At 69.3% G+C, this 24,163-nt stretch carries 20 protein-coding genes; 6 read left to right on the top strand and 14 right to left on the bottom strand.

Features of this window, described 5'->3' with window-relative positions; all coding sequences use genetic code 11:
• Window positions 1-16: 16 nt before the first annotated feature.
• The 3 genes from dmpG to OG579_RS17605 are packed head-to-tail and all read right to left on the bottom strand — an operon-like array spanning window position 17 to window position 2,789.
• Window positions 17-1,081: a 4-hydroxy-2-oxovalerate aldolase gene (gene dmpG, locus OG579_RS17615; RefSeq protein WP_328856997.1), complete on the bottom strand. Its 1,065-nt coding sequence runs from the start codon at window positions 1,079-1,081 to the stop codon at window positions 17-19.
• A gap of 1 nt (window position 1,082) precedes the next feature.
• Entirely contained in the window at window positions 1,083-1,982 is a 900-nt protein-coding gene (locus OG579_RS17610) for an acetaldehyde dehydrogenase (acetylating) (protein WP_055786311.1), read from the bottom strand.
• Window positions 1,983-1,991: 9 nt separating this feature from the next.
• On the bottom strand, window positions 1,992-2,789 hold the full coding sequence (locus tag OG579_RS17605) for a 2-keto-4-pentenoate hydratase (RefSeq protein ID WP_328856996.1): 798 nt from the start codon (window positions 2,787-2,789) through the stop codon (window positions 1,992-1,994).
• Between the two features lie 172 nt (window positions 2,790-2,961).
• Between OG579_RS17605 and kstD the strand changes: the two genes are divergently transcribed.
• Together kstD and OG579_RS17595 are read left to right on the top strand one after the other, a co-directional pair.
• Window positions 2,962-4,650 carry a 3-oxosteroid 1-dehydrogenase gene (gene kstD, locus OG579_RS17600; RefSeq protein WP_328856995.1) on the top strand — a complete coding sequence of 563 codons (1,689 nt, stop codon included), beginning with the start codon at window positions 2,962-2,964 and terminating at the stop codon, window positions 4,648-4,650.
• Window positions 4,650-5,513 carry a MaoC/PaaZ C-terminal domain-containing protein gene (locus tag OG579_RS17595; protein WP_328856994.1) on the top strand — a complete coding sequence of 288 codons (864 nt, stop codon included), beginning with the start codon at window positions 4,650-4,652 and terminating at the stop codon, window positions 5,511-5,513. Before kstD ends, OG579_RS17595 begins: the two co-directional genes overlap by 1 nt.
• A 10-nt stretch (window positions 5,514-5,523) precedes the next feature.
• Here the strand turns inward: OG579_RS17595 and OG579_RS17590 are convergent, their stop codons facing one another.
• The 3 genes from OG579_RS17590 to OG579_RS17580 form a co-directional block, all read right to left on the bottom strand.
• On the bottom strand, window positions 5,524-6,486 hold the full coding sequence (locus tag OG579_RS17590) for a ferritin-like domain-containing protein (protein ID WP_328856993.1): 963 nt from the start codon (window positions 6,484-6,486) through the stop codon (window positions 5,524-5,526).
• 129 nt (window positions 6,487-6,615) lie between these two features.
• Window positions 6,616-7,236, bottom strand: coding sequence for a TetR/AcrR family transcriptional regulator (locus tag OG579_RS17585; RefSeq protein WP_328856992.1), 621 nt, complete (start codon window positions 7,234-7,236; stop codon window positions 6,616-6,618).
• Window positions 7,237-7,331: 95 nt separating this feature from the next.
• Window positions 7,332-7,460: a hypothetical protein gene (locus OG579_RS17580; protein ID WP_328856991.1), complete on the bottom strand. Its 129-nt coding sequence runs from the start codon at window positions 7,458-7,460 to the stop codon at window positions 7,332-7,334.
• A 170-nt stretch (window positions 7,461-7,630) separates the two neighbouring features.
• Between OG579_RS17580 and OG579_RS17575 the strand changes: the two genes are divergently transcribed.
• Entirely contained in the window at window positions 7,631-9,313 is a 1,683-nt protein-coding gene (locus OG579_RS17575; RefSeq protein WP_328856990.1) for an MFS transporter, read from the top strand.
• Here the strand turns inward: OG579_RS17575 and OG579_RS17570 are convergent.
• From OG579_RS17570 to OG579_RS17540, 7 genes are all read right to left on the bottom strand, one after another.
• Entirely contained in the window at window positions 9,310-10,977 is a 1,668-nt protein-coding gene (locus tag OG579_RS17570; protein WP_328856989.1) for an AMP-binding protein, read from the bottom strand. The two genes, OG579_RS17575 and OG579_RS17570, sit on opposite strands and share 4 nt — an antisense overlap.
• Window positions 10,974-12,149, bottom strand: a complete 1,176-nt coding sequence (locus OG579_RS17565; protein ID WP_328856988.1) for a lipid-transfer protein — start codon at window positions 12,147-12,149, stop codon at window positions 10,974-10,976. Before OG579_RS17565 ends, OG579_RS17570 begins: the two co-directional genes overlap by 4 nt.
• The gene (locus tag OG579_RS17560) at window positions 12,146-12,586 is read right to left on the bottom strand and encodes a MaoC family dehydratase (protein ID WP_328856987.1); all 441 of its coding nucleotides are present in this window, start codon (window positions 12,584-12,586) and stop codon (window positions 12,146-12,148) included. Before OG579_RS17560 ends, OG579_RS17565 begins: the two co-directional genes overlap by 4 nt.
• Window positions 12,583-13,596, bottom strand: a complete 1,014-nt coding sequence (locus tag OG579_RS17555; RefSeq protein WP_328856986.1) for a bifunctional MaoC family dehydratase N-terminal/OB-fold nucleic acid binding domain-containing protein — start codon at window positions 13,594-13,596, stop codon at window positions 12,583-12,585. Before OG579_RS17555 ends, OG579_RS17560 begins: the two co-directional genes overlap by 4 nt.
• 6 nt (window positions 13,597-13,602) lie before the next feature.
• Window positions 13,603-14,769, bottom strand: coding sequence for an acyl-CoA dehydrogenase family protein (locus OG579_RS17550; RefSeq protein WP_328856985.1), 1,167 nt, complete (start codon window positions 14,767-14,769; stop codon window positions 13,603-13,605).
• 1 nt (window position 14,770) lies between these two features.
• Window positions 14,771-15,856 carry an acyl-CoA dehydrogenase family protein gene (locus tag OG579_RS17545; protein ID WP_328856984.1) on the bottom strand — a complete coding sequence of 362 codons (1,086 nt, stop codon included), beginning with the start codon at window positions 15,854-15,856 and terminating at the stop codon, window positions 14,771-14,773.
• 155 nt (window positions 15,857-16,011) lie between these two features.
• Window positions 16,012-17,172: a beta-ketoacyl synthase N-terminal-like domain-containing protein gene (locus OG579_RS17540; protein WP_328856983.1), complete on the bottom strand. Its 1,161-nt coding sequence runs from the start codon at window positions 17,170-17,172 to the stop codon at window positions 16,012-16,014.
• A 232-nt stretch (window positions 17,173-17,404) separates the two neighbouring features.
• Between OG579_RS17540 and OG579_RS17535 the strand changes: the two genes are divergently transcribed.
• Window positions 17,405-19,897, top strand: coding sequence for a sensor domain-containing protein (locus tag OG579_RS17535; protein WP_328856982.1), 2,493 nt, complete (start codon window positions 17,405-17,407; stop codon window positions 19,895-19,897).
• 21 nt (window positions 19,898-19,918) lie between these two features.
• On the opposite strand, the gene OG579_RS17530 is transcribed toward OG579_RS17535, so the two are convergent.
• Window positions 19,919-22,081: an acyl-CoA dehydrogenase gene (locus tag OG579_RS17530; RefSeq protein WP_328856981.1), complete on the bottom strand. Its 2,163-nt coding sequence runs from the start codon at window positions 22,079-22,081 to the stop codon at window positions 19,919-19,921.
• Window positions 22,082-22,286: 205 nt separating this feature from the next.
• Between OG579_RS17530 and kstR the strand changes: the two genes are divergently transcribed.
• Together kstR and OG579_RS17520 are read left to right on the top strand one after the other, a co-directional pair.
• Window positions 22,287-22,988 (top strand): cholesterol catabolism transcriptional regulator KstR, encoded by a 702-nt coding sequence (gene kstR / locus OG579_RS17525; protein ID WP_082080422.1) that lies wholly within the window; start codon window positions 22,287-22,289, stop codon window positions 22,986-22,988.
• Window positions 22,985-24,148 (top strand): iron-containing alcohol dehydrogenase, encoded by a 1,164-nt coding sequence (locus OG579_RS17520; protein WP_328856980.1) that lies wholly within the window; start codon window positions 22,985-22,987, stop codon window positions 24,146-24,148. Before kstR ends, OG579_RS17520 begins: the two co-directional genes overlap by 4 nt.
• Window positions 24,149-24,163: the final 15 nt, after the last annotated feature.

Here is a 24,163-nt window from a genome sequence, read left to right as displayed (position 1 = left end):
CCGAGACGGCCCGCGTTCACACTCCGGCGTTGGCGTCCTGTTTCTTGCGGAGTTCGAGGGCGATGTCGATGAGTTGGTCCTCCTGGCCGCCGACGAGTTTGCGGGCGCCGGCCTCGAGGAGGATCTCGGCGACCGAGACGTCGTACTTGGCGGCGTGGCCCTCGGCGTGTTTGAGGAACGAGCTGTAACAGCCCGCGTAGCCCATCATCATCGCGGCGCGGTCGACGAGGCACTCGCTGGGCATGATCGGCGCAACGACATCCTGTGCGGCGTCGGCGATCTTCATGAAGTCGATGCCGGTGCGGATGCCGAGCTTGTCGCACACGCCGACGAACGCCTCGACCGGGGTGTTGCCGGCACCGGCACCGAAACGCCGCACCGACCCGTCGATCTGTCGGGCACCGGCCCGCACGGCGGCGATCGAGTTCGCCACGGCGATGTCGAGGTTCTCGTGACCGTGGAACCCGACCTGGGCGTCGTCGCCGAGCTCGGCGACCAACGCCGACACCCGATCCGACACCTGCTCGAGCACCAGGGCACCGGCGGAGTCGACGACGTAGACGCACTGGCAGCCGGCGTCGACCTGGATGCGGGCCTGGGCGGCGAGCACCTCGGGCGGTTGGCTGTGGCTCATCATGAGGAACCCGACCGTCTCGAGCCCGAGTTCACGCGCGAGACCGAAATGCTGGATGGAGACGTCGGCCTCGGTGCAGTGGGTGGCGATACGACAGATCTGCGCGCCGTTGTCCTGCGCGGCGCGGATGTCGTCCTTCACACCGAGGCCCGGCAGCATGAGGAACGCGATCTTCGCGTTCTGCGCGGTCTCGACCGCGGCACGGATCAGCTGCTGCTCGGGCGTTTTCGAGAACCCGTAGTTGAACGACGACCCGCCCAGACCGTCGCCGTGGGTGACCTCGATGACCGGCACGCCGGCACCGTCGAGCGCACCGACGATGTCGCGGACGTTCTGTTCGGTGAACTGGTGGCGCATGTGATGGCTGCCGTCACGCAGCGACGAGTCGGTGACCCGGATGTCGAGGGTGTCGGAGTACGCGATTCCACTCATCTGTGTACGAGTCATGTCAGATCCCCAGCTTCTGCTTGGCCAGTTCTTCGCCGACCTTCGTGGCGGCGGCGGTCATGATGTCGAGGTTGCCCGCATAGGGCGGCAGGAAGTCGCCGGCGCCTTCGACCTCCACGAAGATCGACACCCGGGCCATACCGCCGTTGATGGCGCTCGGCGGATCGAACTGCGGGTCCTGCAGCAGTCGGTATCCCGGCACATACGACTGGATCTCTTTCTCGCGGCGGTGGATCGACTCGGCGATCGCGTCGGTGTCCGCATCCTCTGGTATCGCACAGAAGATGGTGTCGCGCATGATCATCGGCGGATCGGCGGGGTTGAGGATGATGATCGCCTTACCCCGCGTCGCGCCACCGATCGTCTCGATTCCCCGCGAGGTGGTCTTGGTGAACTCGTCGATGTTCGCCCGGGTACCCGGACCGGCCGACACCGACGCCACCGAGGCCACGATCTCGGCGTAGGCCACCGGCACCACCGACGACACCGCGTGCACCATCGGGATCGTCGCCTGACCACCGCAGGTGATCATGTTCGTGTTCGGCTTGTCGAGGTGCTCACGCAGATTCGCCGGCGGCACCACCGCCGGTCCGACGGCGGCCGGGGTGAGGTCGATCGCGGTGATGCCGGCCGCCTCGTATCGCGGCGCGTACTCGCGATGGACGTACGCCGAGGTCGCCTCGAAGATGAGGTCGGGCTTCTCCGACGAACCCAACAACTCCTCGGCGCCACCGGACATCGTGATCAACCCGTGGTCGGCGGCCCGTTTCATGCCCTCGGAATCGGAGTCGATCCCGACCATCCACCGCGGCGAGATCACCTCGGAGCGTTCGAGTTTGTACATCAGATCGGTCCCGATGTTGCCCGATCCGATGATCGCGGCGGTGACCTTGGCTGTCACGTCGTCTCCTCAGTTCTCGTTCGAAAAATCTGCGGTCACCGAACCCAGGCCGACGAACTCGGCACGGAACCGATCGCCGGGCCGCACATCGATCGCGCGCGTCGCCGTGCCGGGCAGGATCACGTCGCCCGCCCGCAGCCGCACCCCGAAACCGTCGACCTTGCGCGCCAGCCACGACACCGCGGTGAGCGGGTGGCCGAGCACCGCCGCCGAATTGCCCTTCGCGATGACCTCGCCGTTGCGGGTGAGTTCGGCGTCGATGTCGCCGGTGTCGATGTCGGCGATCGCGACTCGCTCGTCACCCAGGATCCAGCCACACGACGACGCGTTGTCGGCGATCGTGTCGCACAGGGTGATCCGCCAGTCGCGGATCCGGGAATCGATGAGCTCGATCGCGGGCACCACCCACTCGACCGCGTCGATCACGTCGTCGTTGGTGCACCCCGCGCCGGGGAGGTCCCTACCGAGGATGAACCCGACCTCGACCTCCACACGGGGGAAGCAGAAGCGGTGGGCATCGATGGGCACGTCCTGGCGGTATCCCATCGTGTCGAGGAGGTGGCCGTAATCGGGCTCGTCGACGCCCATCATCTGCTGCATCGCCTCCGACGCCAGGCCCACTTTGTGGCCAACCACGCGGGCGCCACCGGCCACCCGCCGGGCGATGTTGCGCAGCTGGATCTCGTAGGCGTCGACCACGTCGAGGTCGGGATGCGACGCGGTCGGCGGCTCGATGGCCTGCGCACGGGCCTCGGCGTCGGCGAGGGTGTGCGCGATGTGATCGCGCACGTCGTCGGGAACCGTCACGTCTGCGCCCTCTTTCGTAGGAACGTGTTGCCGTTTCGCCGACAAACGTCGGTGGTGAACCATCGTCCACCTGGTATAGCCTGCACGGAGACCAATTCTATAACGTGTTCTAGATTTGCGGGAGGCCGGTGTCCCCTGGACACCGCCCCCGAGACAGGCGAAAGGGCCGGCCATGACCAGCAGAGACCACCTCGAAGCGGAATACGACGTCGTCGTCGTGGGCGCGGGTGGGGCAGGGATGAGCGCCGCGATCACCGCGGCGTCGCAGGGCCTGAAGACCGTCATCATCGAGAAGTCCGCGTACTGGGGTGGGTCGACGTCCCGTTCGGGCGGCGGCGTGTGGATCCCGAACAACTCCGTCCTCGAGCGTGACGGGGTGAAGGACGATCCCGAGGCCGCGCGCACCTATGTCCGGTCGATCGTCGGCGACGTGGTCGCCCCCGAGCGCATCGACGCCTACATCGACAACGGCCCGAAGGTCCTCGACTTCCTCTCCGAGCACGCCCCGCTCGATCTCGAGTGGGTGAAGAACTACTCCGACTACTACCCCGAGGCCCCCGGCGGGCGGGTCGGCGGACGCTCCTGCGAGCCGCGACCGTTCAACGCCAAGAAGCTGGGCGCCGATTTCGCGAACCTCCACCCGCAGTACACGAAGGCCCCGCTCGGTGTCGTGGTGAAGCAGTCGGACTACCGCTGGCTCTCGACCGGACTGCGCCACTGGCGCGGACCGCTGAAGATCATGCAGGTGGGTCTGCGCATGATCTGGGGTCGCGTCACCCGCAAGCACCTCATCGGTATGGGTGCCGCCCTGATGGGCGAACTGCTGCTCGGCGTCCGCAAACTCGGTGTGCCACTGCTGCTCAACACCGGTCTCACCGATCTGGTCACCGAGAACGGTCGCGTCGTCGGGGTCACCGTCGACGCCGACGGGACACCGAAAACCATCCGCGCGCGCAAGGGCGTCATCCTCGCCTGCGGCGGTTTCGAGCACAACGAGGAGATGCGCAAGAAATACCAGCGCGAGCCGATCGGCACCGAGTGGACCACCGGCGCGCCGAGCAACACCGGCGACGGCATCAACGCGGGCATCAAGATCGGTGCCGCGGTGAGCTTCATGGAGGACTCCTGGTGGGGTCCGACGATCATGCTGCCCCGTGGCCCGTGGTTCGCCCTGGCCGAGCGCTCGCTGCCGTGTTCGTTCATGGTCAACACCCGCGGCAAGCGGTTCATGAACGAGTCGCTGCCCTACGTCGAGGCCGTGCACCAGATGTTCGGCGGCGAGTACGGACAGGGCGAGGGTCCCGGTGAGAACATCCCGGCATGGCTCGTGTTCGACCAGACCTACCGCGACCGCTACATGTTCGCCTCGGTGTCGGGCCGACAGCCGTTGCCCGGCAAGTGGTTCAAGTCCGGCGCTGTCCTGAAGGCCGAGTCACTGGAGAGTCTGGCCGAGAAGATGGAGGTGCCCGCCGATGCCCTCGTCGCGACCGCCGAACGCTTCAACGGGTTCGCGCGCAGCGGGTCCGACGACGACTTCGGACGCGGCGTCAGCCGCTACGACCACTACTACGGCGACATCACCAACAAGCCCAACCCGAGTCTCGGTGAGCTGACGAAGGCCCCGTTCTACGCGGTGAAGATGTACCCCGGCGACCTCGGCACCAAGGGCGGTATCAACACCGATGTCGCCGGACGCGCTCTGCGCGAGGACGGTTCGGTCATCGACGGCCTCTACGCCGCGGGCAACACCAGCAGCCCGGTGATGGGTCACACCTACGCCGGCCCGGGCGCCACGATCGGCCCGGCCATGGTGTTCGGCTATCTCGCCGCCATGGACATCGCCGCACAGCAGGCCGCCTGATGCCGATCGATCCGTCCGTCGCCGTCGGTGCCGACCTCGGGGAGACGTCGTTCGAGTGGAGCGCATCGGATGTCGCGCTCTACAACCTCGGCGTGGGTGCGGCGGCCGATCCGTTGGACACCCGCGGACTGCGCTACGTCGACGACACCGCCCCGGCGGTACTGCCGACGTTCGCGACCGTCGCCGAGAACTTCCACGCGACCGCGGCGCCGACGGTGTCGTTTCCCGGCATCGACATCGACCTCGCCAAGGTGGTCCACGGCAGCCAGCAGGTCACGATGCATCGACCGATCCCGGCGAGCGGCAAGGCGACGACCCGTTCCCGCCTCGCCGAGGTCCAGGACAAGGGGTCGGCCGCGGTGGTGTTCACCGAGTCGCAGACCTTCGGCAGCGACGGCGAGCTGCTCTGGAGCGCGCGGTCGTCCATCTTCGCCAAGGGGGAGGGCGGGTTCGGCGGCGAGCGCGGCACGTCGGACCGCATCGAGTACCCCGACCGCGCACCCGACACCGTGCTGACGGTGCCGACGCGACCCGATCAGGCATTGCTGTACCGGCTCTGCGGCGACCGTAACCCCCTGCACTCCGATCCCGCGTTCGCCGCCGGGGCGGGCTTTCCCGCTCCGATCCTGCACGGGCTGTGCAGTTACGGAACGGTGTGCCGGGCGCTGGTCGACGAGGTCCTCGGGGGCGACACCGACGCGGTCGGTTCGTTCGGCGCGAAGTTCGCCGGTGTCTTCTTCCCCGGCGAGACGTTCCGGATATCGGTGTGGGACACCGGCACCCAGATTCTCGCCACCGCGACCGCCGCCGACCGGGACGACGCCCCCGTACTGGGAAACGTGGTCCTCGAGCGGCGGCGGTGACGAACGGTGTCTAGCCGCTGATGTTGAGCGCGCCGTTCACACCCGCGGGGTAGAAGCCGCCACGGGTGACCGGCTTCGGGTTGAGGTACACGATGTTGAGGACCTGGAAAGGCGTGCGTCCGAACGCGATCGCGTTGCCGTCGGTCGGCACCAGGTTGGCCGCGCCGCCCTTGGTGATGCCCTGGTCGAGATCGGACGAACCGTCGAGGCTGTCGCGGGCGTCGGAGATCGCGTTGGCCTCCTTGACGAGTCCCTTGTTGTACAGGCTCGACCGGACGATGCCCGCGTGGTACGCCTCAACGGCGAGGATGCCGGCGGCGGCGTCGAGATAGGTCTTGTTCTGCACCAGCGGTGCCGCCCCCTTGTACGCGGTGACGCCCACGTCCTCGAAGATGAAGGCGCCGAGGAGGAAATTGTCCTCGTTGGCGAAGACGTCGAACGTCTGGTTGCCGCTGATCAGACCGGCGGCCTTGGCCGCGGCGGTGAAGCTCGCGTCGAGATCGATGGCCGGGCGGGCCACGGCGGCACCACCGAGCGCCTTACGCAGGAACGCGACGTGCGCGAGTTCGTCGGCGGCGATCTCCTGGGCGTAGGCGCGCACGGCCGGCGAGGTGAAGGTCACCTTGCGGCCGCCCTTCACTCCGCCCAGGCGGCCCTTGCCGCCGAGCAGGTTGTTCGGGAGGCCGACACCGTTGACGGCGCGCTGGTAGAACTCCGCCTCCAGGTACTCCAGGTTGAGGGCGAAGTTGAGGATCGCGCCGTCGGTGATGGGGGCCGCGGGCGCGGGGATCAGGTTGCCCACGCCCGGCGGGATCGACGGGCTGTTGTCGGCCGCGGCGATACCGGTACCCGCGACCATCGCGGCGCCGGCGCCGAGTCCGGTCAGGCCGGCTGCGCGCATGAAACGACGGCGGTCGACGGAGTTCTCCGAACTCCGGGCGATCGCGGACGCGAGGAAGTGACGATCGAACATGAATGGTCCTTTGGTTCACAACTGATGACCGGCACGCGGCCCCGACGAAGTACGCGTTCCCAGGAGCTAGGGATCGTGAATTGACCTAAGCACAGTTCGGGGCTGACGAGGCATCCATCACCCGCATTCTCAGGTTTGCGCGTCGCGCGGGACCCGCGCAGCCCAGAATCCGTCGACCGCGGCGCGGGCGACGGCCTCGTAGTCGAAGGTAGTCAGGGTGCTCAGGCGGCCCATCGCGAGCGGCCCCACCAGCAACGCCATTGCGGTGATGCGATCGACGTGGCCGAGCTGGGCCACAGCCTCGGGACTGCCGAGCACCTCGTCGAACGGTCGGAGGTACTGCTCGGCGACACGTTCGCGAAGCGTGCGCTGTTCGACGAGCTCGTCTGGACCGCCGGCGCGGAAACCGGCGCCGAGGTCGGCACCGAGGGAGAGCCACGCGAGGAAGGTGGTGGTCGCCGGCACCGCGGCGATGAGCCGAGCCTGACTCAGGGTGAGGGCGAGGAGTTGCTCACGGACCGAGCCGGATTCCGGCGGTGCCGGTGCGGGCGGGATGACGACGTGGAACGCGGCGGCGACGAGTTCGGCTGTTCCGGCGAAGTGGCGATAGAAGGTGGCTCGCGAGACGTCGGCGGCGGCCACGACGGCGTCGACGGTGACCGCCGACGGTCCCGCCTCGCGGAGGAGGTCGGCGGCGGCATCGATCAGTTTGGCGCGCGACTGTGCCGGGCGGGGGTCGCGACGGCGCACCGGTACATCACCTCCACTGCGGGCGAATCGAAGACGAGACTACACAAGACTGTTAGTCTCAAAAATCTCGACGACCTCAGGGGGTCGAGCGGGGGTCAGCCCATCGAGCCGACCACGAGCAGCATGCCGATGACGAGTGCGGCGAGCGGCGCGATCATCGCGACGACGCGCCACAGGCGGATGGATGCGGGTGAGTGATGACGATTGTGCATGGTGACGGACATGGGATCGGTTCCTTTCACCCCGGGGCAGCGATGACCCGGTCGGGCGAGCCGTGTGGTGCTCGTGTGAAAAGAGTGACAGAAGTAACACTCGTGGCCACGAAACGACGCCGCATCGCGACGTCACGATTGCGCAACAGGGCAGCCTTCTCCGCGACGTCGGGATCGTGGACATGACCGACCGCGCCGCGTCCGTCGACGCCGCCCGGCGCCGCGACGCGCTGACCGCGCGCGACGTCTGGCTGATCGTCGTCGCGTGCGCGGCTCTCTCCGCGGTGGTCGCGGCGATGGCCGCACTGAACACCGCGCTCGCCGAGATCGCGCCGGACATCTCCGCCGACTCCGCTCAGATCACCTGGCTGGTCGACGGCTACACCCTGACGCTCGCGGCCCTGCTGCTGCCGGCGGGCGCGCTCGGTGACCGGTTCGGGCGACGCGGGATGCTCATCGGCGGCATGGTCGTCTTCGGCGTGGCCTCGGCGCTGCCGGTGTTCCTCGGTGACCCGAACCTCATCATCGCCACCCGCTGCCTCGCCGGGGCGGGCGCCGCGCTGGTCATGCCGGCGACACTGTCGCTCATCACCTCCGGGGTACCCGAGTCGAAACGACCGATCGCCGTGAGCATCTGGGCCGGTGTGGCCGGCGCCGGGGCCATCGGCGGGTTTTTCGTGACCGGCATCCTGCTCGAGTTCTTCAGCTGGCACTCGATCTTCATCACCTTCGCCGGGGCGTCGGTGCTCATCGTGGCGCTCTCACTCACCATCGGGACGTCGCGCGACAGCAACCCGCCGCCGTTCGATCTGCCGGGGTCGATGACATCCGCCGTCGCCATCGCCGCGTTCGTGTTCGGGCTCATCGAGGGGCCGGTCCGGGGGTGGGACGATCCACTGGTGCTCGCGGCCCTGATTATCGGACTCGGCCTCGCAGGGGTGTTCGTGTACCTCGAGACCCATCGCACGCACCCGCTGCTCGACGTCCGGCTGTTCCGCCGTCGCGCGTTCGGCTCGGGTGCGTTCGCGATCGCGTTGCAGTTCCTGGGCTCGTTCGGCACGTTCTTCCTCATCCTGCAGCGCCTGCAACTGGTGATGGGCTACTCGCCCCTGAAATCGGCCGTGGCGATGTTCCCACTCGTGGTCGTCGTGATGGTGATGTCGCTGCTGGGCAACTGGCTCGCGGTCCGGTTCAACTTCCGCGCGGTGCTGGCACCCGGGATGTGCATCTTCGGCATCGGCATCGTGCTGCTCGGGGCGCTGACCTACACCGAGTACTCGACCATCGCGATCCTGTTGTCGGTCATGGCCTTCGGACTCGGTATCGCCACCGCCCCGGCCACCACCGCGATCATGGTGTCGACCCCGGTGGAGAACCAGGGCGTCGGTTCGGCCGTCAACGACACCGCGCGCGAGCTCGGTGCCGCCATCGGGATGGCACTGGCGGGCAGCATCGTCGCCGCCGGCTACACCGCGCGCATCGGGTCCACCGCCGACGCCGCGCGCGACCAGTTGCGTGCGCTCGGTGCCCAGGTCACCGCGGGCGGGGACGCGGCGCGTGGTCAGATGTTGGTCGGCCAGAGCGACACCGTGCGCGACACCATCGGTCGGTCACTGGCCGAGGCCCGCGCGGTGTCGGAACAGATCGGCCAGAACATCCCCGGTCGTCTCGGAGCCGACATCTTCGACGGCGCGCAACGGGCGTTCCTCGACCCGTCGAACCAGGCCTACATCGTGCTGGGCTCGTTGGTGATCGTCGGCTCGATCGCGCTGGGTTTCTGGGCGCCGAACCGACTGGACGAGAAGGCCACCGGAACGACGGTCGTCTCGGCGCCCGCCGATCGTGAGACCGATCCGGTCCCCTAGACCGAGGCGGCTTTCGGTGCCGCAACCGATTTCCCGGCCGTCGACCCCAGAGCAGCGGACGACGCCCACTTGTAGTCGGCCTTGCCTGCGGGCGATCGCTTGACGGCATCGACGACGGTGAGCGCCCGCGGGATCTTGTAGCCCGCGATGTGCTCGCGGCAGACGGTCTGGACGTCGGCGAGTGTCGGGGTCGGCGACCCCTCCACCACCGACACCACCGCGGCGACCCGCTGTCCGAAGCGCTCGTCGGGAATTCCGACGACGAGGACGTCGTGCACCGCCGGGTGCGCCTGCACCGCGGCCTCGACCTCCTCGGCGAACACCTTCTCGCCGCCGGTGTTGATGCATCCCGAGCCACGCCCGAGGAACACGACGCCGCCGTCGGCGTCGAGACGACCCATGTCGCCGAGGATCGCCGCACGACGCCCGTCGGGCAACGTGACGAACGTGCGGGCCGACTTCTCGGGGTCCTTGTGATAGCCGACCGGAACGCGGCCGACGCGGGCGATGTACCCGATCTCATCGGATCCGGGCTCGATCGGTGCGAGCGTCTCGTCGAGCACGGTCAACGCCGGGTTCGAGGTCGACCGCAGCAGCCCGTCCTCCCCCATGATCAGCTCGCCGTCGTTGCCGGTCTCCGAGGCACCGAAGTTGTCACGGAACCACAGGTCGGGTTTGACCGCCCGCATCCGCTCGCGCACCGCACTCGACCAGATGGCCCCGCCGTTGGTCACCGACAGCAGGCCGCTCACGTCCAACGTGCCCTGCGCAGCACGATGTTCCATCTCCTCCACCAGCGGCGCACCCATGCCGTCTCCGACGATCAGCACGATCTGCACACCGTAGTGCTCGATCGAGTCGAGGACGGCCGAGGGCACGAAATCACGTTGCAGGACGAGGCGCCCGCCGTTGATGAAGAACATGAACAGCGAATAGATGGCGGCACCGTGCATCAGAGGCGCGGCCAGCAGGAACGAGATCGGCGCGAAGGTGCTCGCGTTGTGGGCGATCGCGGCGTGATCGGCCAGCGGCTCCGGGCCATAGGGGTTCCCACCCGAGAGCGGCTTGTGGAAGAAGTCGTCGTGGCGCCACACCACGCCTTTCGGGTAGCCGGTGGTGCCGCCGGTGTAGAGGATGTAGTGCTGGTCCCCCGAGCGGGTCGGGAAATCGCGCGCCGTGCTGTGCGCGCTCAGGTCGATGGATCCGACCGTCACCCGATCACTTTGTGCCGCAGACAGTTCAGGCGCGACTTCGCCGATCACGAGCACCGTGTGCACCGACGTCTGCGGTAACACCCCGGCCAGGGTGCGTTGGTGTTCGGGCAGCTCGACGAGGACCGCGACGGCGTCGGAGTTGTCGAGGATGTAGGTGAGCTCGGTCGCGGTGTAGCGGTAGTTGATGTTGATCGCCGTGGCGCCGATCTTCAGCAGGGCCACGATCGCGTACACGTGCTCGAGGCTGTTCTTCAGGTACAGCGCCACGTGATCTCCGGCACCGATCCCGTGGTCGCGCAACAGGTGACCCATCGCGTTCGACCGTTCGTCGAGTTCGCGGTAGCTCACGTCGACGCCCTCGTAGCCGATCGCGATGCGGTCGGGCACCGCGTCGGCGATCGTCTCGAAGATGTCGCCCAGGTTGAAGTCGGTCGAGGTGGGATCTGTCATCGGGTCAGCACCAATCCGCTCGTGGGAACACCGGTCCCCGCCGTCACGACGACGCGTGCCGCGCCGTCGACCTGATTGACCGAGTCGCCCCGCAGCTGCCGGACGCCCTCGGCGATGCCGTTCATGCCGTGGATGTAGGCCTCGCCGAGCTGACCGCCGTGGGTGTTGAGCGGCAGCGCGCCACCCAGCTCCAGCACCCCGGGGACACGCACGAAATCCTTGGCCTCGCCACGCCCGCAGAACCCGAGCTCCTCGAGCTGCATCAACGTGTACGGGGTGAAGTGGTCGTAGAGGATGGCCGCGTCCATGTCACCGGGGCCCAGACCCGACTGCTCCCACAGCTGTCGTCCGACGAGTCCCATCTCGGGCAGGCCGGCCAGATCGTCACGGTAGTAGCTCGTCATGATGTATTGGTCGGTACCGCTGCCCGAGGCGGCACCGGCGATGACGGCCGGGGTGTGCGGCATGTCCTTCGCCCGCTCGGCGGAGACGATCACCAGCGCTACACCGCCGTCGGACTCCTGACAGCAGTCGAGCAGGTGCAGCGGCTCGGCGATGTAGCGGGAGTTCTGGTGGTCGTCGATGGTGATCGGTTTGCCGTGGAAGAAGGCGTTCGGGTTCACCGCGGCGTGCTTGCGGTCGACCACCGCCACGGCACCGAAATCAGCACTGGTCGCGCCGTATTCGTGCATGTATCGCTGGGCGACCATCGCCACGAACGCCGCGGGTGTCGACAGGCCGTGCGGGTAACTGAAGGCGTTGTCGGTGCCCGAGGAGTTGTCCTGCGCGGCGAGACCGGCGTTGACCTGACCGAAGCGCATACCCGAGCGCTCGTTGAAGGCGCGGTAGGCGACGACGACGTCGGCGACACCGGTGGCCACCGCCATCGCAGCCTGCTGGACGGTGGAACATGCTGCGCCACCGCCGTAGTGGATGCGCGAGAAGTAGGTCAGCTCTCCGATGCCGGCGGCGCGGGCCACGGCGATCTCGGTGTTGGTGTCCATCGTGAACGAGACCAGGCCGTCGACGTCGGACGGCGACAGGCCGGCATCGGCGACCGCGGCCCGCACGGCCTCGGCGGCCAACCTCAGCTCACTGCGACCGGAGTCCTTGGAGAAGTCGGTGGCGCCGATGCCGACGATGGCGGCCGCACCGGACAGCGTGCTCGTCACGAACGACCCTCCCCGGCAGTGTGATCGAGCGCCACGGTGACCCGGGAGGTCACGTGCTTGCCCAGCGAGTTGGTCCCGACGACCTCGACCGTGGCCGTTCCCGCGTCGAGTGCGGCGACGGTGCCGGAGAAGGTGAGCGTGTCGTAGGCGTACCAGGGCACACCCAGGCGCAGGGTGATCGACCGGATCTGCGCCCGTTGCCCGGCCCACGCGGCGACGTAGCGGCCGACGAGGCCGGTGTCGGTGAGGATGTTGACGAAGATGTCCTTCGACCCCTTGGCGTGGGCGAGATCCCGGTCGTGGTGGACGTCCTGGAAGTCACGCGTCGCCAGCGCCGTGGAGACGATGAACGTCGGGGTGGCCTCGATCGTCAACGGCGGCAACGTGTCACCGACATCCACCGTCGGCGGGTGGGCGGGGACGGTCGGGGCGGTCATGATCGCTCCTGGGGGTCAAGGGGTCGCCAGGCGTAGAGACTCCAGGGAGAGTCGTCGGCCACACCGGCCTGCGCGGGGACGTCGAGGAACTCGACGGTCACGTCCATCCCGATGGCGACCTCGGACGGGTCGACGCCGCGCAGTTGGCCGAGCATGCGCACCCCCTCCTCGAGTTCGACGAGCGCGATGACGAACGGCAACGCGCGGCCGGGAACCCTCGGCGCGTGGTGTACGACGAAGCTGTAGACGGTGCCGGTGCCCGCCGCGACCTGATAGTCGGTCGGCTCGGTGTGGTCCTTCCACAGCGCGGGAACCGGGGGGTGGGTCAGGGCGCCGTCGGGCAGCCGCTGGATCCGCAGTTCGTGACGTGCCACCCCGTCCCAGAAGAACGCGGTGTCGCGGGAGGCGCTGGGCCGCATCATCGTCGCCGCGTCGAGGTCGGCCGTGTCGGCCCCCACCGACGAGGTGACCGGGGACGAGGAGTCCGACGTCTGCCGGTCGACGGGCCGGAACTTGAGGATCCGGAAGTCCATCTCGGCGACCACCTCGTCACCGACCGTCCACACGCTGTGGGTGGTGAAGAACCAGCCCTCACCCAGCCCGGTCTGCTTCGGTCCGACCACGTCGGTCAACGCCGAGGAGATCGCCACCTCCTCACCGGGACGCGTGTAGCGGTGATAGGTCGAGTCGCAGTTGGTCGCGACCACCGAGGTGTAACCGGCGTCGTCGAAGATCTGCGACACCGCCGAGAGCGGGTCGTCGGCCGGACGCGCTCCGTGCAGTCCCCGCATCGTCCACACCTGCGCCATCGCGGGCGGGGCGACGAGGCCGTCCCACCCGGCGGCGCGGGCCGCGGCGTCGTCGGTGTGGATCGGGTTGGCGTCGCCGATGGCCTCGACCCAGTTCGCGATCATCGGTGTGTTGATCGGATCGCGGCCGGGAACGGGCGCGCTCGACCCCGCGGCGCGCACGGTGTCGGTGGCGTCGCGGATGGTGTCTTCGAGGGTCACGGGCGGCTACCGCGCTGCTCGCGGCAGACCGAGGCCCGCGGTCGCGATCATGTCGCGCATCACCTCGTTCACCCCACCGCCGAAGGTGATCACTACGTTGCGCTTGGCCTGCGCGTCGAACCACTCGAGCAGTTCCGCGGTGGCCGGATCGGTGAGATCGCCGTAGCGACCGACGATCTCGTCGATCAACCGCCCGATCCGCTGCACCCGTTCGGTGGCGAAGACCTTCGTCGCGGCGGCGTCGGCCATCGAGATGGACTCGTCACCCGACGACGCGATCTGCCAGTTGAGCAGCTCGTTGATGCGGGTGTAGGCGGCGATCTCGGCCAGTGCGCGCCGCACGTCCGGGTTCTTCGCCGGGACGGCGCCGTCGGCGGCCGGCCGGTGCGACCACGCGGTGATCCGCGCCAGCAGGCCGTCCATCCGACCGGCCGGGCCGAGCATGACCCGTTCGTGGTTGAGCTGTGTGGTCAACAACTTCCAACCGCCGTTCTCCTCACCGACGAGCATGCTCGCCGGGACGCGGACGTCGGAGTAGTAGGTGGCGTTGACGTGGTGGGCGCGGTCGGCGGTGATGATCGGGGTGAAGCTGTAGCCCGGGTCGCGGGTGTCGACGATGAGGATCGAGATGCCCTTGTGCTTGGCCACGTTCTTGTCGGTTCGCACCGCGAGCCACACGTAGTCGGCGTCGTGACCGCCTGTGGTCCAGAGCTTCTGGCCGTTCACCACGTACTCGTCGCCATCGCGGACCGCGGCGGTCGTCAGCGACGCCAGATCGGTGCCCGCGCCCGGCTCGCTGTAGCCGACGGCGAAATGCACCTCCCCGGCGAGGATCGCGGGCAGAAATCGCGCCTTCTGCTCCTCGGTGCCGTGGACCTGCAGGGTGGGACCCACGGTCTGCAACGTCACCGCGGGCAGCGGGACGTCGGCGCGAGCGGCCTCGTTGACGAAGATCTGCTGCTCGATCTCGCCGAAACCCTTGCCGCCGTATTCCGTCGGCCAGCCCACACCGAGCCAGCCGTCGGAGCCCATCTGCCGGATCACCTTCCGGTAGGTGGGCCCGTGGCGTTCGGTGCGCATGGTCGCCGCGTCCTCGGGCGAGATGAGCGACGAGAAGTACTCGCGCAGCTCGGCTTTGAGCGCCTTCTGTTCGGGTGTCAGGTCGATGAACACGTCAGATCCCCTCTTCCACCGACTCCGCGAGCTCGGCTGCGAGCATTGACGACTCCGCGAGCTCGTCGAGCCGTGCGGTGGGGCCGCCGACGAGCCGTGCGAGGTCCTTGACGATGGAGGCGTAGCGATGCAGCGGGTAGGTGATGTCGACACCGACACCCCCGTGCAGGTGGGTCATGGTCCGCAGCGTCGACGGCATCTCCGCGGCGAGCCAGTAGGCGGCGATCGACAGGTCGCGGTCGGCGTCGAGGCCCTCCGACATCCGCCAGACCGCGGAGGTGACGGCGAGGTTCATCGAGCGGCCGATGACGTAGATGTCGGCGAGCTGTTGGGTGACCGCCTGGAACGTCGCGATCGGCTTGCCGAACTGCACGCGGTTCGTGACGTGGTCGGCGGTGATGCGCAGCGCGCCGGCGAGCACGCCGTCGGCGTAGGCCGACAGCGCGAAGCGGTGGGCGTCGCGGACCAGGCGCGCGTCGCGGGCCACCACGCGGCCGTCGGGGACGGCGACGTCGTCGAAGCGCACGGTGTACTCGCCCCATCCCGTCGACGAGGGCGTCGCGGTCAGGGTGACCCCGGGTGCGTCGGTGTCGACGAGGACCGCACCGGAGTCGGTGGTGACGAGCAGGGCCGCGCTGCCCTGGGCGTGCAAGACGGCGGTCTTGGTGCCGCGCAGACGACCGTTCGACAGCGACGTCTGCGGGGTGGTGGTGAGCGGCGAACCCGGCTCGGACACCGCGACCGCGACGTGACCGCCGCCCTCGACGATGCCCGCCACGACCGACGCGGCCCCCGGGCCCGTCGCGACCGCGCCGGCGACCACGGTCCCGAGGGTCGGTGTCACCGCGGCCGCGGTGCCCAGCGCGCGGAGCAACGGGTGCAGGCCGATCAGACCGACGTCGTCGCCACCGTGGTCGGTGGGCAGCGCGAGGGCGAGAAGGCCGGCGCGGTGCACCGACGCGTAGAGGTCGGTGTCGAATCCGCCGGGGTCGACGAATTCGGCGTCCCAGACCGGCGTGTGACGGCGCAGCAGGTCCGACACCACATCGCCCACCGCGGTCGCGGTGGAATCGACGGTGAAGTCCACGGGGCGAACACCTCATCTCCAACTAGAACCTGTTCTAGTTGTAGCAGAGATGGACCCCAGACCCCAGGGGCGTCGACCAACCGACCGTCCGGGGCGGCCGCACGCGTCGACCGCCCCCGATCAGCCGAACACCCCCGGAGTGTTCGGGTGAGTGGTCACACGGGCGACACCACCAGCGCCGAGGTGTAACCACCCATCCCCAGCGACGTCTTGAGGGTGAGACCCGGCTCGGCGGAGGTGAGGCCGTCGAGCAGGTTCCCGATCGCCGCGCGGGACACCTGCGGTGTCGCGGGCACCTCGCCGTGGGTGAACCCGAGCAGCGAGGCGGCCAGCTCGACCGCGCCCGCCGCGGCCTGGCAGTGACCGGCCAACGGCTTGACCGAGAACACCCCCGCGTCGGGTACGCGCGTCGTCGCGATCACGCCCTCGGCGGCATCGCACTGCGCGGTGCCGGGTCCGTGGGCGTTGAGGAACGCGATGTCGCCACCGGACACGCCGGAGTTCTCCAGGGCCTCGTCGACGCACCCGAGCACGTGTGTGAGCTCGGGGTCGATCGACGTCGGGTGGAAACCGTCGTGCGCCATCGCGCCGCCCAGGACGTCGGCGTATCCGTCGACGTCGCGCCGGTTGGTCATCACGTACCCGACGGCGGCCTCGCCGAAGGTGAACCCGCGGCTGCCCTCCTGGAACGGGCGGCACGCCGAGAGCGGCTCGTCATCGGTGATGGCGACCCCGAGGCGCATGAACATGTTGACGATCTCCGGCGTGGCCGAGAGGTCGGTCGCGACCACGACGACGTCGTCGACCATGCCGGCGTCGAGCCACGTCTTGGCGGTGATGACCGCCGCCGACCCCGAGGTGCACATCGCCGACACGCTGATCGCCGGTCCGTGGAACCCGTACTCGCGCATCAGCAGGGTGATGGGCGTCGAGGGGGTGACGGCCACGTACTGGCGCGGGCTGAACGCACCTGGCGTGCACGAGAACATCGGGTGCATGGCGGTGTCGTTCATGACGGTCGCGTGGACCAGTCCGACGCGACGTCCGGGCGTCCACCCGTGCGCCAGCGCGTCCTCGATCGCCTCACGGGCCGCCCACCGCATCGCCCGCGCGAAACGTGTCGCACCGTCGGTGGGCTCGCCGCCGTCGGGCACCGTCACGATCCAGCCCGCCTCGTCGGGGGTCGAACCGAAGCCCGCGTGCAGACCCGCCGCCGGTTTGCCCGACGCCAGCCCCTCCCACAGGCGTTCACGACCCCATCCATAGCCGGTGACCGCGCCGACACCGGACACGCGAGAGTGCAAGTTCTTTGTCATGGTGAACTCCTTGTCGTTTGGCACGATAAGCAGTCGCATATCGTGAATCCGCCCAGGTCAGACGGCACTTCCCACGATCCCGTACTTTCGTGCCGAATGGCGAGTCCGTGAGATTTCACAGACCTCGCGGATGCACTTCCGCCTCACCTGGCACATGCGCTAACGATGTGCGGGAGAATGGGGTCCGTCGGTTCGCGACGAGTCGGCCGCAGACGAGGAATCGGGAGTGGTCGTGCCAGTCGGGGGAACGTCGGACGGGGAGGTGGCCAGCGGTGTCGTCGACGACGTCCCGGGGGCTGTTCTCGGCGACGTCGTGGCACCCGCCGCGGCCCCGATGACACCGTCGGCCGTCTCACCGGTCGCCGAGCGCTACCGGTTGCTGCTCGAGCTCAGTCCGGACCCCATCGTGGTCCACCAGAACGGCCTCGTGGTCTACGTGAACTCCGCCGCGGTGCGCTTCGGTCGCGTCGAGACCCGCGAGGACCTGCTCGGTCTGCCGATCACCGATTTCGTCCATCCCGACTCGTTGCCGCGCATGCTCGAGCGCTTCACCGACATGGGCGACGAGCCGGGCGCGGCGACCATGCCCGAAGAGGTGTTGATGCGCAACGCCACCGGGGAGACGCGGCCGATGGAGGTCACCTCGGTCCGGACCATCTGGGAAGACGCACCCGCCTACCAGGTGATCCTGCGCGACGTCGCCGCCATCCGGGCCGCCGAGACGGCGCTGCGCCACCAGGCCGCCCTGATCGACCACGTCAGCGACGCGGTGGTGTCGGTCGACCGCGATCTGCATGTGCGGTCGTGGAACCGCGGCGCGTCACGGATGTACGGCCTCAGTGCGCTCGACGCGATCGGCCGCTCGCTGCGGACGGTCGTCGGCGCCGGCACCGACCCGAGCGCGATCGTCGCGATGGGCGGCGTGGTCGACGAACTGCACCACCGGTACGACAACGGGCGGTCGCTGCTCACGCGGGTGTCGGCGACGGCGATGGGCGACGGCTACCTGCTCGTCTGCGCCGCGACCCGCCGCCCGCTCATCGAGCGGCTCGGGGCGATCCTCATGTCGCTGCACCAGGCGGTCATCGTGGTGCGCGAGGGAGGCCGCATCGAGCTGGCCAACCCGGCGGCGGTGGCCATGCTCGAACTGCATCCCACCGCGGTGCCCGGTGTCGACATCGACTCGCTCGCACTCGATTTCCCCGACGATGTCGAGTCGCCGATCGCCGGGTGCCTGCGCACCGGACTCCCGGTGGCCGACCGCACCGCGAAGCTGACGACCCGCGACGGTCGACGCTGGTTGTCGTGCAGCGCCCGCATCATCGACGACGACGCGAACGGGGCGGCGGCGCTGGTGTCGATCGTCGACATCACCGACCGACACGAGCGCACCTCACAACTCGCGTGGGAGGCCAACCACGACCACCTCACGGGACTGCTGAACCGGGGCGGCACACTCCGCAGACTCGCACGGGAACTCGACGGCATGGCCGCGCCCGACGACCGTGTCGCGGTCTACTACCTCGACCTCGACAACTTCAAGCTCGTCAACGACTCCCTGGGGCACTCTGTCGGCGACGAGGTGCTGCAGACCATCGCGCGGCGACTCGACGCGATCACCCCGGCCGGCAGTGCGATCGGCCGGATCGGGGGCGACGAGTTCGTCATCGTCACACCGCTGTCGGACGACTTCGCCGACCGGATCGAGGCACAGAGCCAGGCGGTGCACGCCGCGATGGGCGCCGCGATCGCGTTGGGGACACGCAGCGAACGGCTCACCATCAGCATCGGCGTGGCCGTCGCGGGCCTGGGCGATGGACGGTCGCCGACCGACCTGCTCCGCGACGCCGACATCGCCCTCTACCAGGCCAAGCTCGAATCCAGCTCCCGCACACCGTATGTCCACTTCCGGGTCGAGCAGCGCGAGGACCTGCAGCGCCGCCAGTCGATCGAACAGGATCTTCGTGAAGCCCTGCACTCGGGGGCGCGCGGACTGTTCATGGAGTACCAGCCGATCGTGGCGACCGGCGACCACCGGGTCGTGGCGGTCGAGGCCCTGTTGCGCTGGGACCACCCGACACTGGGCCGCGTCTCCCCCACCGAGTTCATCCCCATCGCCGAGATGACCGACCTCATCGACCTGATCGGCGACCACGTGGTGCGCACGGCCACCACCGAGTTCACCGCCGCCCCGTGGACCTCGGGACTCACCCTGTGCGTCAACATGTCCCGCCGCGAGCTCACCGACCGCCGGTTGCTGTCGCGGCTCACCGCCGCCATCGAGGAGTCGGGCATGGATCCGGGGCGACTCTGCGTGGAGATCACCGAGAGTGCACTCGCCGAGGGCGATTCGCGCGCGCCGGTCACCCTCGCCGCGATCCGCGAACTCGGCATCCAGGTCGCGATCGACGACTTCGGCACCGGCGCATCATCGTTGAACCAGCTCTACCGCCTGCCGATCAGCATCCTCAAGACGGCCAAGCCGTTCGTCGACGCCCTCGACGAGAGCGTCGAGGCCCGCGCGATCCTCTCGAGCATCGTCGCGATGGCGCACACCACCGGGATGCGTGTGGTGGCCGAGGGTGTCGAGACCTCGAGCCAGGCCGCCAAGGTGAGCGGCGTCGACTGCGACTTCGCGCAGGGCTACTACTACGCGACGCCGACGTCGCTGGACGCGATCGCGCCACTGGTGACGCGCGACGACACCGACCGCCCCACGCACTGAACGCGCCGGGGTGTCACGCCGTCAGCGTGGCAGCCCCAGGATCCGTTCGGCCGCGGCCGAGGCGAGGACCTGCGACGTGCCGCCGGCGATGGTCAGACACCGGTTGCGCAGGTACAGGTCGGCGGCGTCGGAGGTGGAGAGTCCGGCCTGGCCGAGTGCGGTGACCGCGAACTCGGGCACCGCCTGACGGTGGCGCGCGCCGATCAGCTTGCGGACGCTGGAGATCGCACCGGGATCCATCCCGGCGATACTCGCCAGCACCGACCGCGCGTCGAGCACCCGACCGATCTGCGCGTCGACGCACAGTGCGCCGAGGGTGTCGCGACCCACCGGCGACAGCGGCGGCGAATCACCGAGCTGCTCGAGGAGCGATTCCATCTCCTTGCCCAGACCGGAGCCGCCCATCGCCACACGTTCGTTGGCCAGCGTGGTGCGCGCGAGCCGCCAGCCGCCGTTCACCTCGCCGACGAGGCAGTCGTCGCCCACGAACACGTCGTCGAGGAAGACCTCGTTGAACAGGGCGTTGCCGGTGATCTCCCGCAGCGGTCGGACATCGATGCCGGGGCTGCGCATGTCGACGAGGAAATAGCTGATGCCCTTGTGCTTCGGGACGTCGGCGTCGGTGCGGGCGAGGCAGATCGCCCAGTCGGCGGTGTGGGCCTCCGAGGTCCAGATCTTCTGCCCCTGCAGGCGCCACCCACCCTCGGTGCGGGTGGCGCGGGTGCGCAGCGACGCGAGGTCGGATCCCGCCTCGGGTTCGGAGAACAGCTGGCACCACACGATGTCGCCGGCGAGGGTCGGTGCGACGAACCGCTCACGCTGCGCGTCGGTGCCGTGTTCGAGGATCGTCGGGATCGCCCATCCGGCGATGACGATGTCGGGCCGGACGACCCCGGCGCGGTCGAGTTCGTCGTCGAGGAGGATCTGTTCGGCCGCCCCGGCACCGAGACCGTACGGGGCCGGCCAGTTCGGCATGAGGTAGCCGGTCTCGGCCAGCGCGCGACGGGTGTCGGCGGAGGACGCGATGCGCTCACAGGTCGCACGGACCTCGGCTCGCCGATCCTCGACCGCGGAGAGATCGATGTCGACCCGCCGGCGGGTCCCCGACAGCGCAGCGTCGGCACAGTGCGCCCGCCACGCCTCGCTGCCGCCCAGCATCGTCCGGATCGACAGCGCCGCACGGAGATGCAGATGTGCGGGATGGTCGAAGGTGAAGCCGATACCGCCGAGGACCTGGATGCAGTCCTGCGTGGTCGCCACCGGGAGGTCGGCGGCGGCGGCCGCGGCGACCGCGGTCGACAGGGCCAGTTGATCGGGGGCGGCGCCATCGGCGACGGCGTGCGCGACATCCCAGGCGGCTGCGGTCATCTGCTCACTGCGGCACAGCATCTCGGCGCACAGGTGTTTGACGGCCTGGAACGACCCGATCGGAGCACCGAACTGGGTGCGGACCTTCGCGTAGTCGACGGCGGTGTCGAGCGCCCACCGCGTGATGCCCGAGGCCAGGGCGGCGAGGCCGGCGACAAGCCGGGCCGCGACCACCTCGGCGGGGGCGTCGATCACCGCGACCGCGGCGACCCCGCGCAGCGACATCGTCGCCACCCCGGCGCGGCCGTCGAGCGCGGTGGCCGTCTTCAGGTCGACTCCGGGTGCGGCCAGGTCGACGACGAGCCATCGGCGCTCCCCACCGTCGGCGGCGAGCAGCACCAGCCCGCCGGTGCTCGCGCCGACCACCGTGACGGTGTCGGCGTCGACGAGCACGCCCTGCGCGCTGTCGCGGATCACGGCCCCGACGTCCGCACCGGGCGCGACACCGGCGGGTGCGAGGGCGACGCCGCGGTCGCCGGTGAGCAGAGTGGCCCCGAGGTCGGATCCGGCGAGCAACTCGGCGGCCACCGCGGTCGCCACGAGCGGACCGGGGACGAGATCGCGCCCACACTGCTCGAGCATCACAGCGAGATCGACGGAGGTCGCCCCGAGGCCGTCGAGGTGTTCGGGCACCGTGACCGCGAACAGGCCGAGGTCGGCGACCTGCGACCAGACGCCGGTCCATGTGTCGGTGCCGCCGCGGGGATCGGTGTGGTCGATCTCGGCGCGGACCAGCGCGACGGTGTCGACGTGCTCGGCCCATCGGTGGACGGCGTCGGTGAACGACGCGTGCTCGCTGGTGTCGGCAATCGCCATGGGTCCGCCCTCACTCATCTCACCGATCACGAAACTAGAACGTGTTCTAATCATGCCAGGCGTCGGTTCGAGCAGAAAGCCCGGGAGGACGTCGTGTGGTGGGAACGGTGCGGCAAGTCGTCGACTTCGACGAGCGCGGCATATCGTTGATCCATTCGAGAACCGGTTCGCCCGCCGCGAAGCGGGCGAAGTGAGGATGTGACCCATGGCCACGCCGGCGACACCGGGCGGAATCGCGCCCACGACCGACAGCCCAGCTGAGCAGAGCGAGAGCGCGGCCGACGCCCGTCGGCCCGCCCCCACGCCGCAGAGCGGCGCCGACACCGACCTCGGCTCCACCGCGCAGCGCGAACGACGCCGCCGAATCCTCGACTCCACCCTCGCGCTGGCCTCGAAGGGCGGCTACGACGCCGTGCAGATGCGCGCGGTGGCCGATCGCGCCGACGTCGCGGTCGGGACGCTCTACCGGTACTTCCCCTCGAAGGTCCACCTGCTGGTGACCGCCCTCGCGCGCGAGCTCGAACGTGTGGAGGGCCGCGCCGACCGCAGCAAACTGCAGGGCGACACCGCGCTCGAGCGTCTGCGCCACGTCCTGGACCTGATCACGCTGGCGATGCAGCGCGATCCGTTGCTCACCGAGGCCATGACTCGCGCGTTCATGTTCGCCGACGCCTCGGCCGCCGCCGAGGTCGACGCGGTCGGCGCGGTCATCGATCGCCTGCTCGCCAACGCGATGGTGACCGGCACGCCGACCGACGAGGACCTCAAGATCGCCCGCGTCATCTCCGACGTGTGGATGTCGAACCTCGTGCAGTGGCTGACGCGGCGGGCCACGGCGGCCGACGTCACCAACCGCCTCGAACTCACCATCGAGCTGCTGCTGGCCGGGCGCGAGTCGCGCTCGTGACCGTCGCGGCGATCGCGCTGCCGCGGTTGGCGTACATCGGGGCCGGTGCCCTCGACCGCCTCGGGTCGGTGGTCGAGACCCTCGGGGTGCAGCGCCCGGTGGTCGTCACCGACTCGTTCATGGTCACCGCCGGCGTGGCGCAGCGGGTGCTCGACCTGCTCAGCGACGCCGGGACCACCCCGACCCTGTTCGACGGCACCGTGCCCGATCCGACGACCGCGTCGTTGGGCCCGGGACTGGAGGCGGTGCGCGCGGCCGACGCCGACGCGGTCATCGGACTCGGCGGCGGCTCCCCCATGGACACCGCGAAGGCGCTGTCGGTGCTGTTCGCCCACGGTGGCACCATGGGCGACTACCGCGCACCCGGCCCCTACACCGGTCCGGCACTGCCGATCATCGCGATCCCGACCACGGCCGGATCGGGTTCGGAGGCAACGCAGTTCACGGTCATCACCGACAGCGACACCGACGAGAAGATGCTGTGCCCGGGGCTGTCGTTCCTGCCGATCGCCACCATCGTCGACGTCGACCTGACGATGTCGATGCCCGCGCGGCTGTCCGCCGACACCGGCGTCGACGCGCTCACCCACGCCATCGAGGCCTACGTCAGCCGCAAGGCCAACCCCTTCAGCGACGGCCTCGCCCTGGCCGCGATGCGCACCGTCGTCGGAGCCCTGCGCCGGGTGTACGCCGACGGCTCCGACCGTGAGGCACGGGCGGCGATGATGGTCGCCTCGACCCAGGCGGGGATGGCGTTCTCGAACGCGTCGGTGGCGCTGGTGCACGGTATGAGCCGCCCGATCGGCGGGCACTTCCACGTCGCCCACGGGTTGTCGAACGCGATGTTGCTGCCCGCGGTCACACGGTTCTCGGTCGATGCGGCGCTCGACCGCTACGCCGATTGCGCCCGCGCCATGCGCGTGGTCGGGGACAGTGCCGACGACCGTACCGCCGCCCACGCGCTCGTCGACGAGCTCACCCGACTGTGTGCCGACGTCGAGGTCCCCACGCCTGCGACCTACGGCATCGACGCCGACGACTGGTCGTCGCGGCTGTCGGTGATGGCCGAGCAGGCTCTCGCCTCGGGGTCGCCGGCGAACAACCCGCGGGTGCCCGACGCCGACGAGATCGTCGGCCTCTACCGCGAGATCTACCAGTAGGTAGTTTCCCCCTTA

Source organism: Williamsia herbipolensis (genome assembly GCF_036153515.1).
Classification (GTDB): domain Bacteria; phylum Actinomycetota; class Actinomycetes; order Mycobacteriales; family Mycobacteriaceae; genus Williamsia_A; species Williamsia_A herbipolensis.
This window is presented reverse-complemented; position numbering and strand designations above follow the sequence as displayed.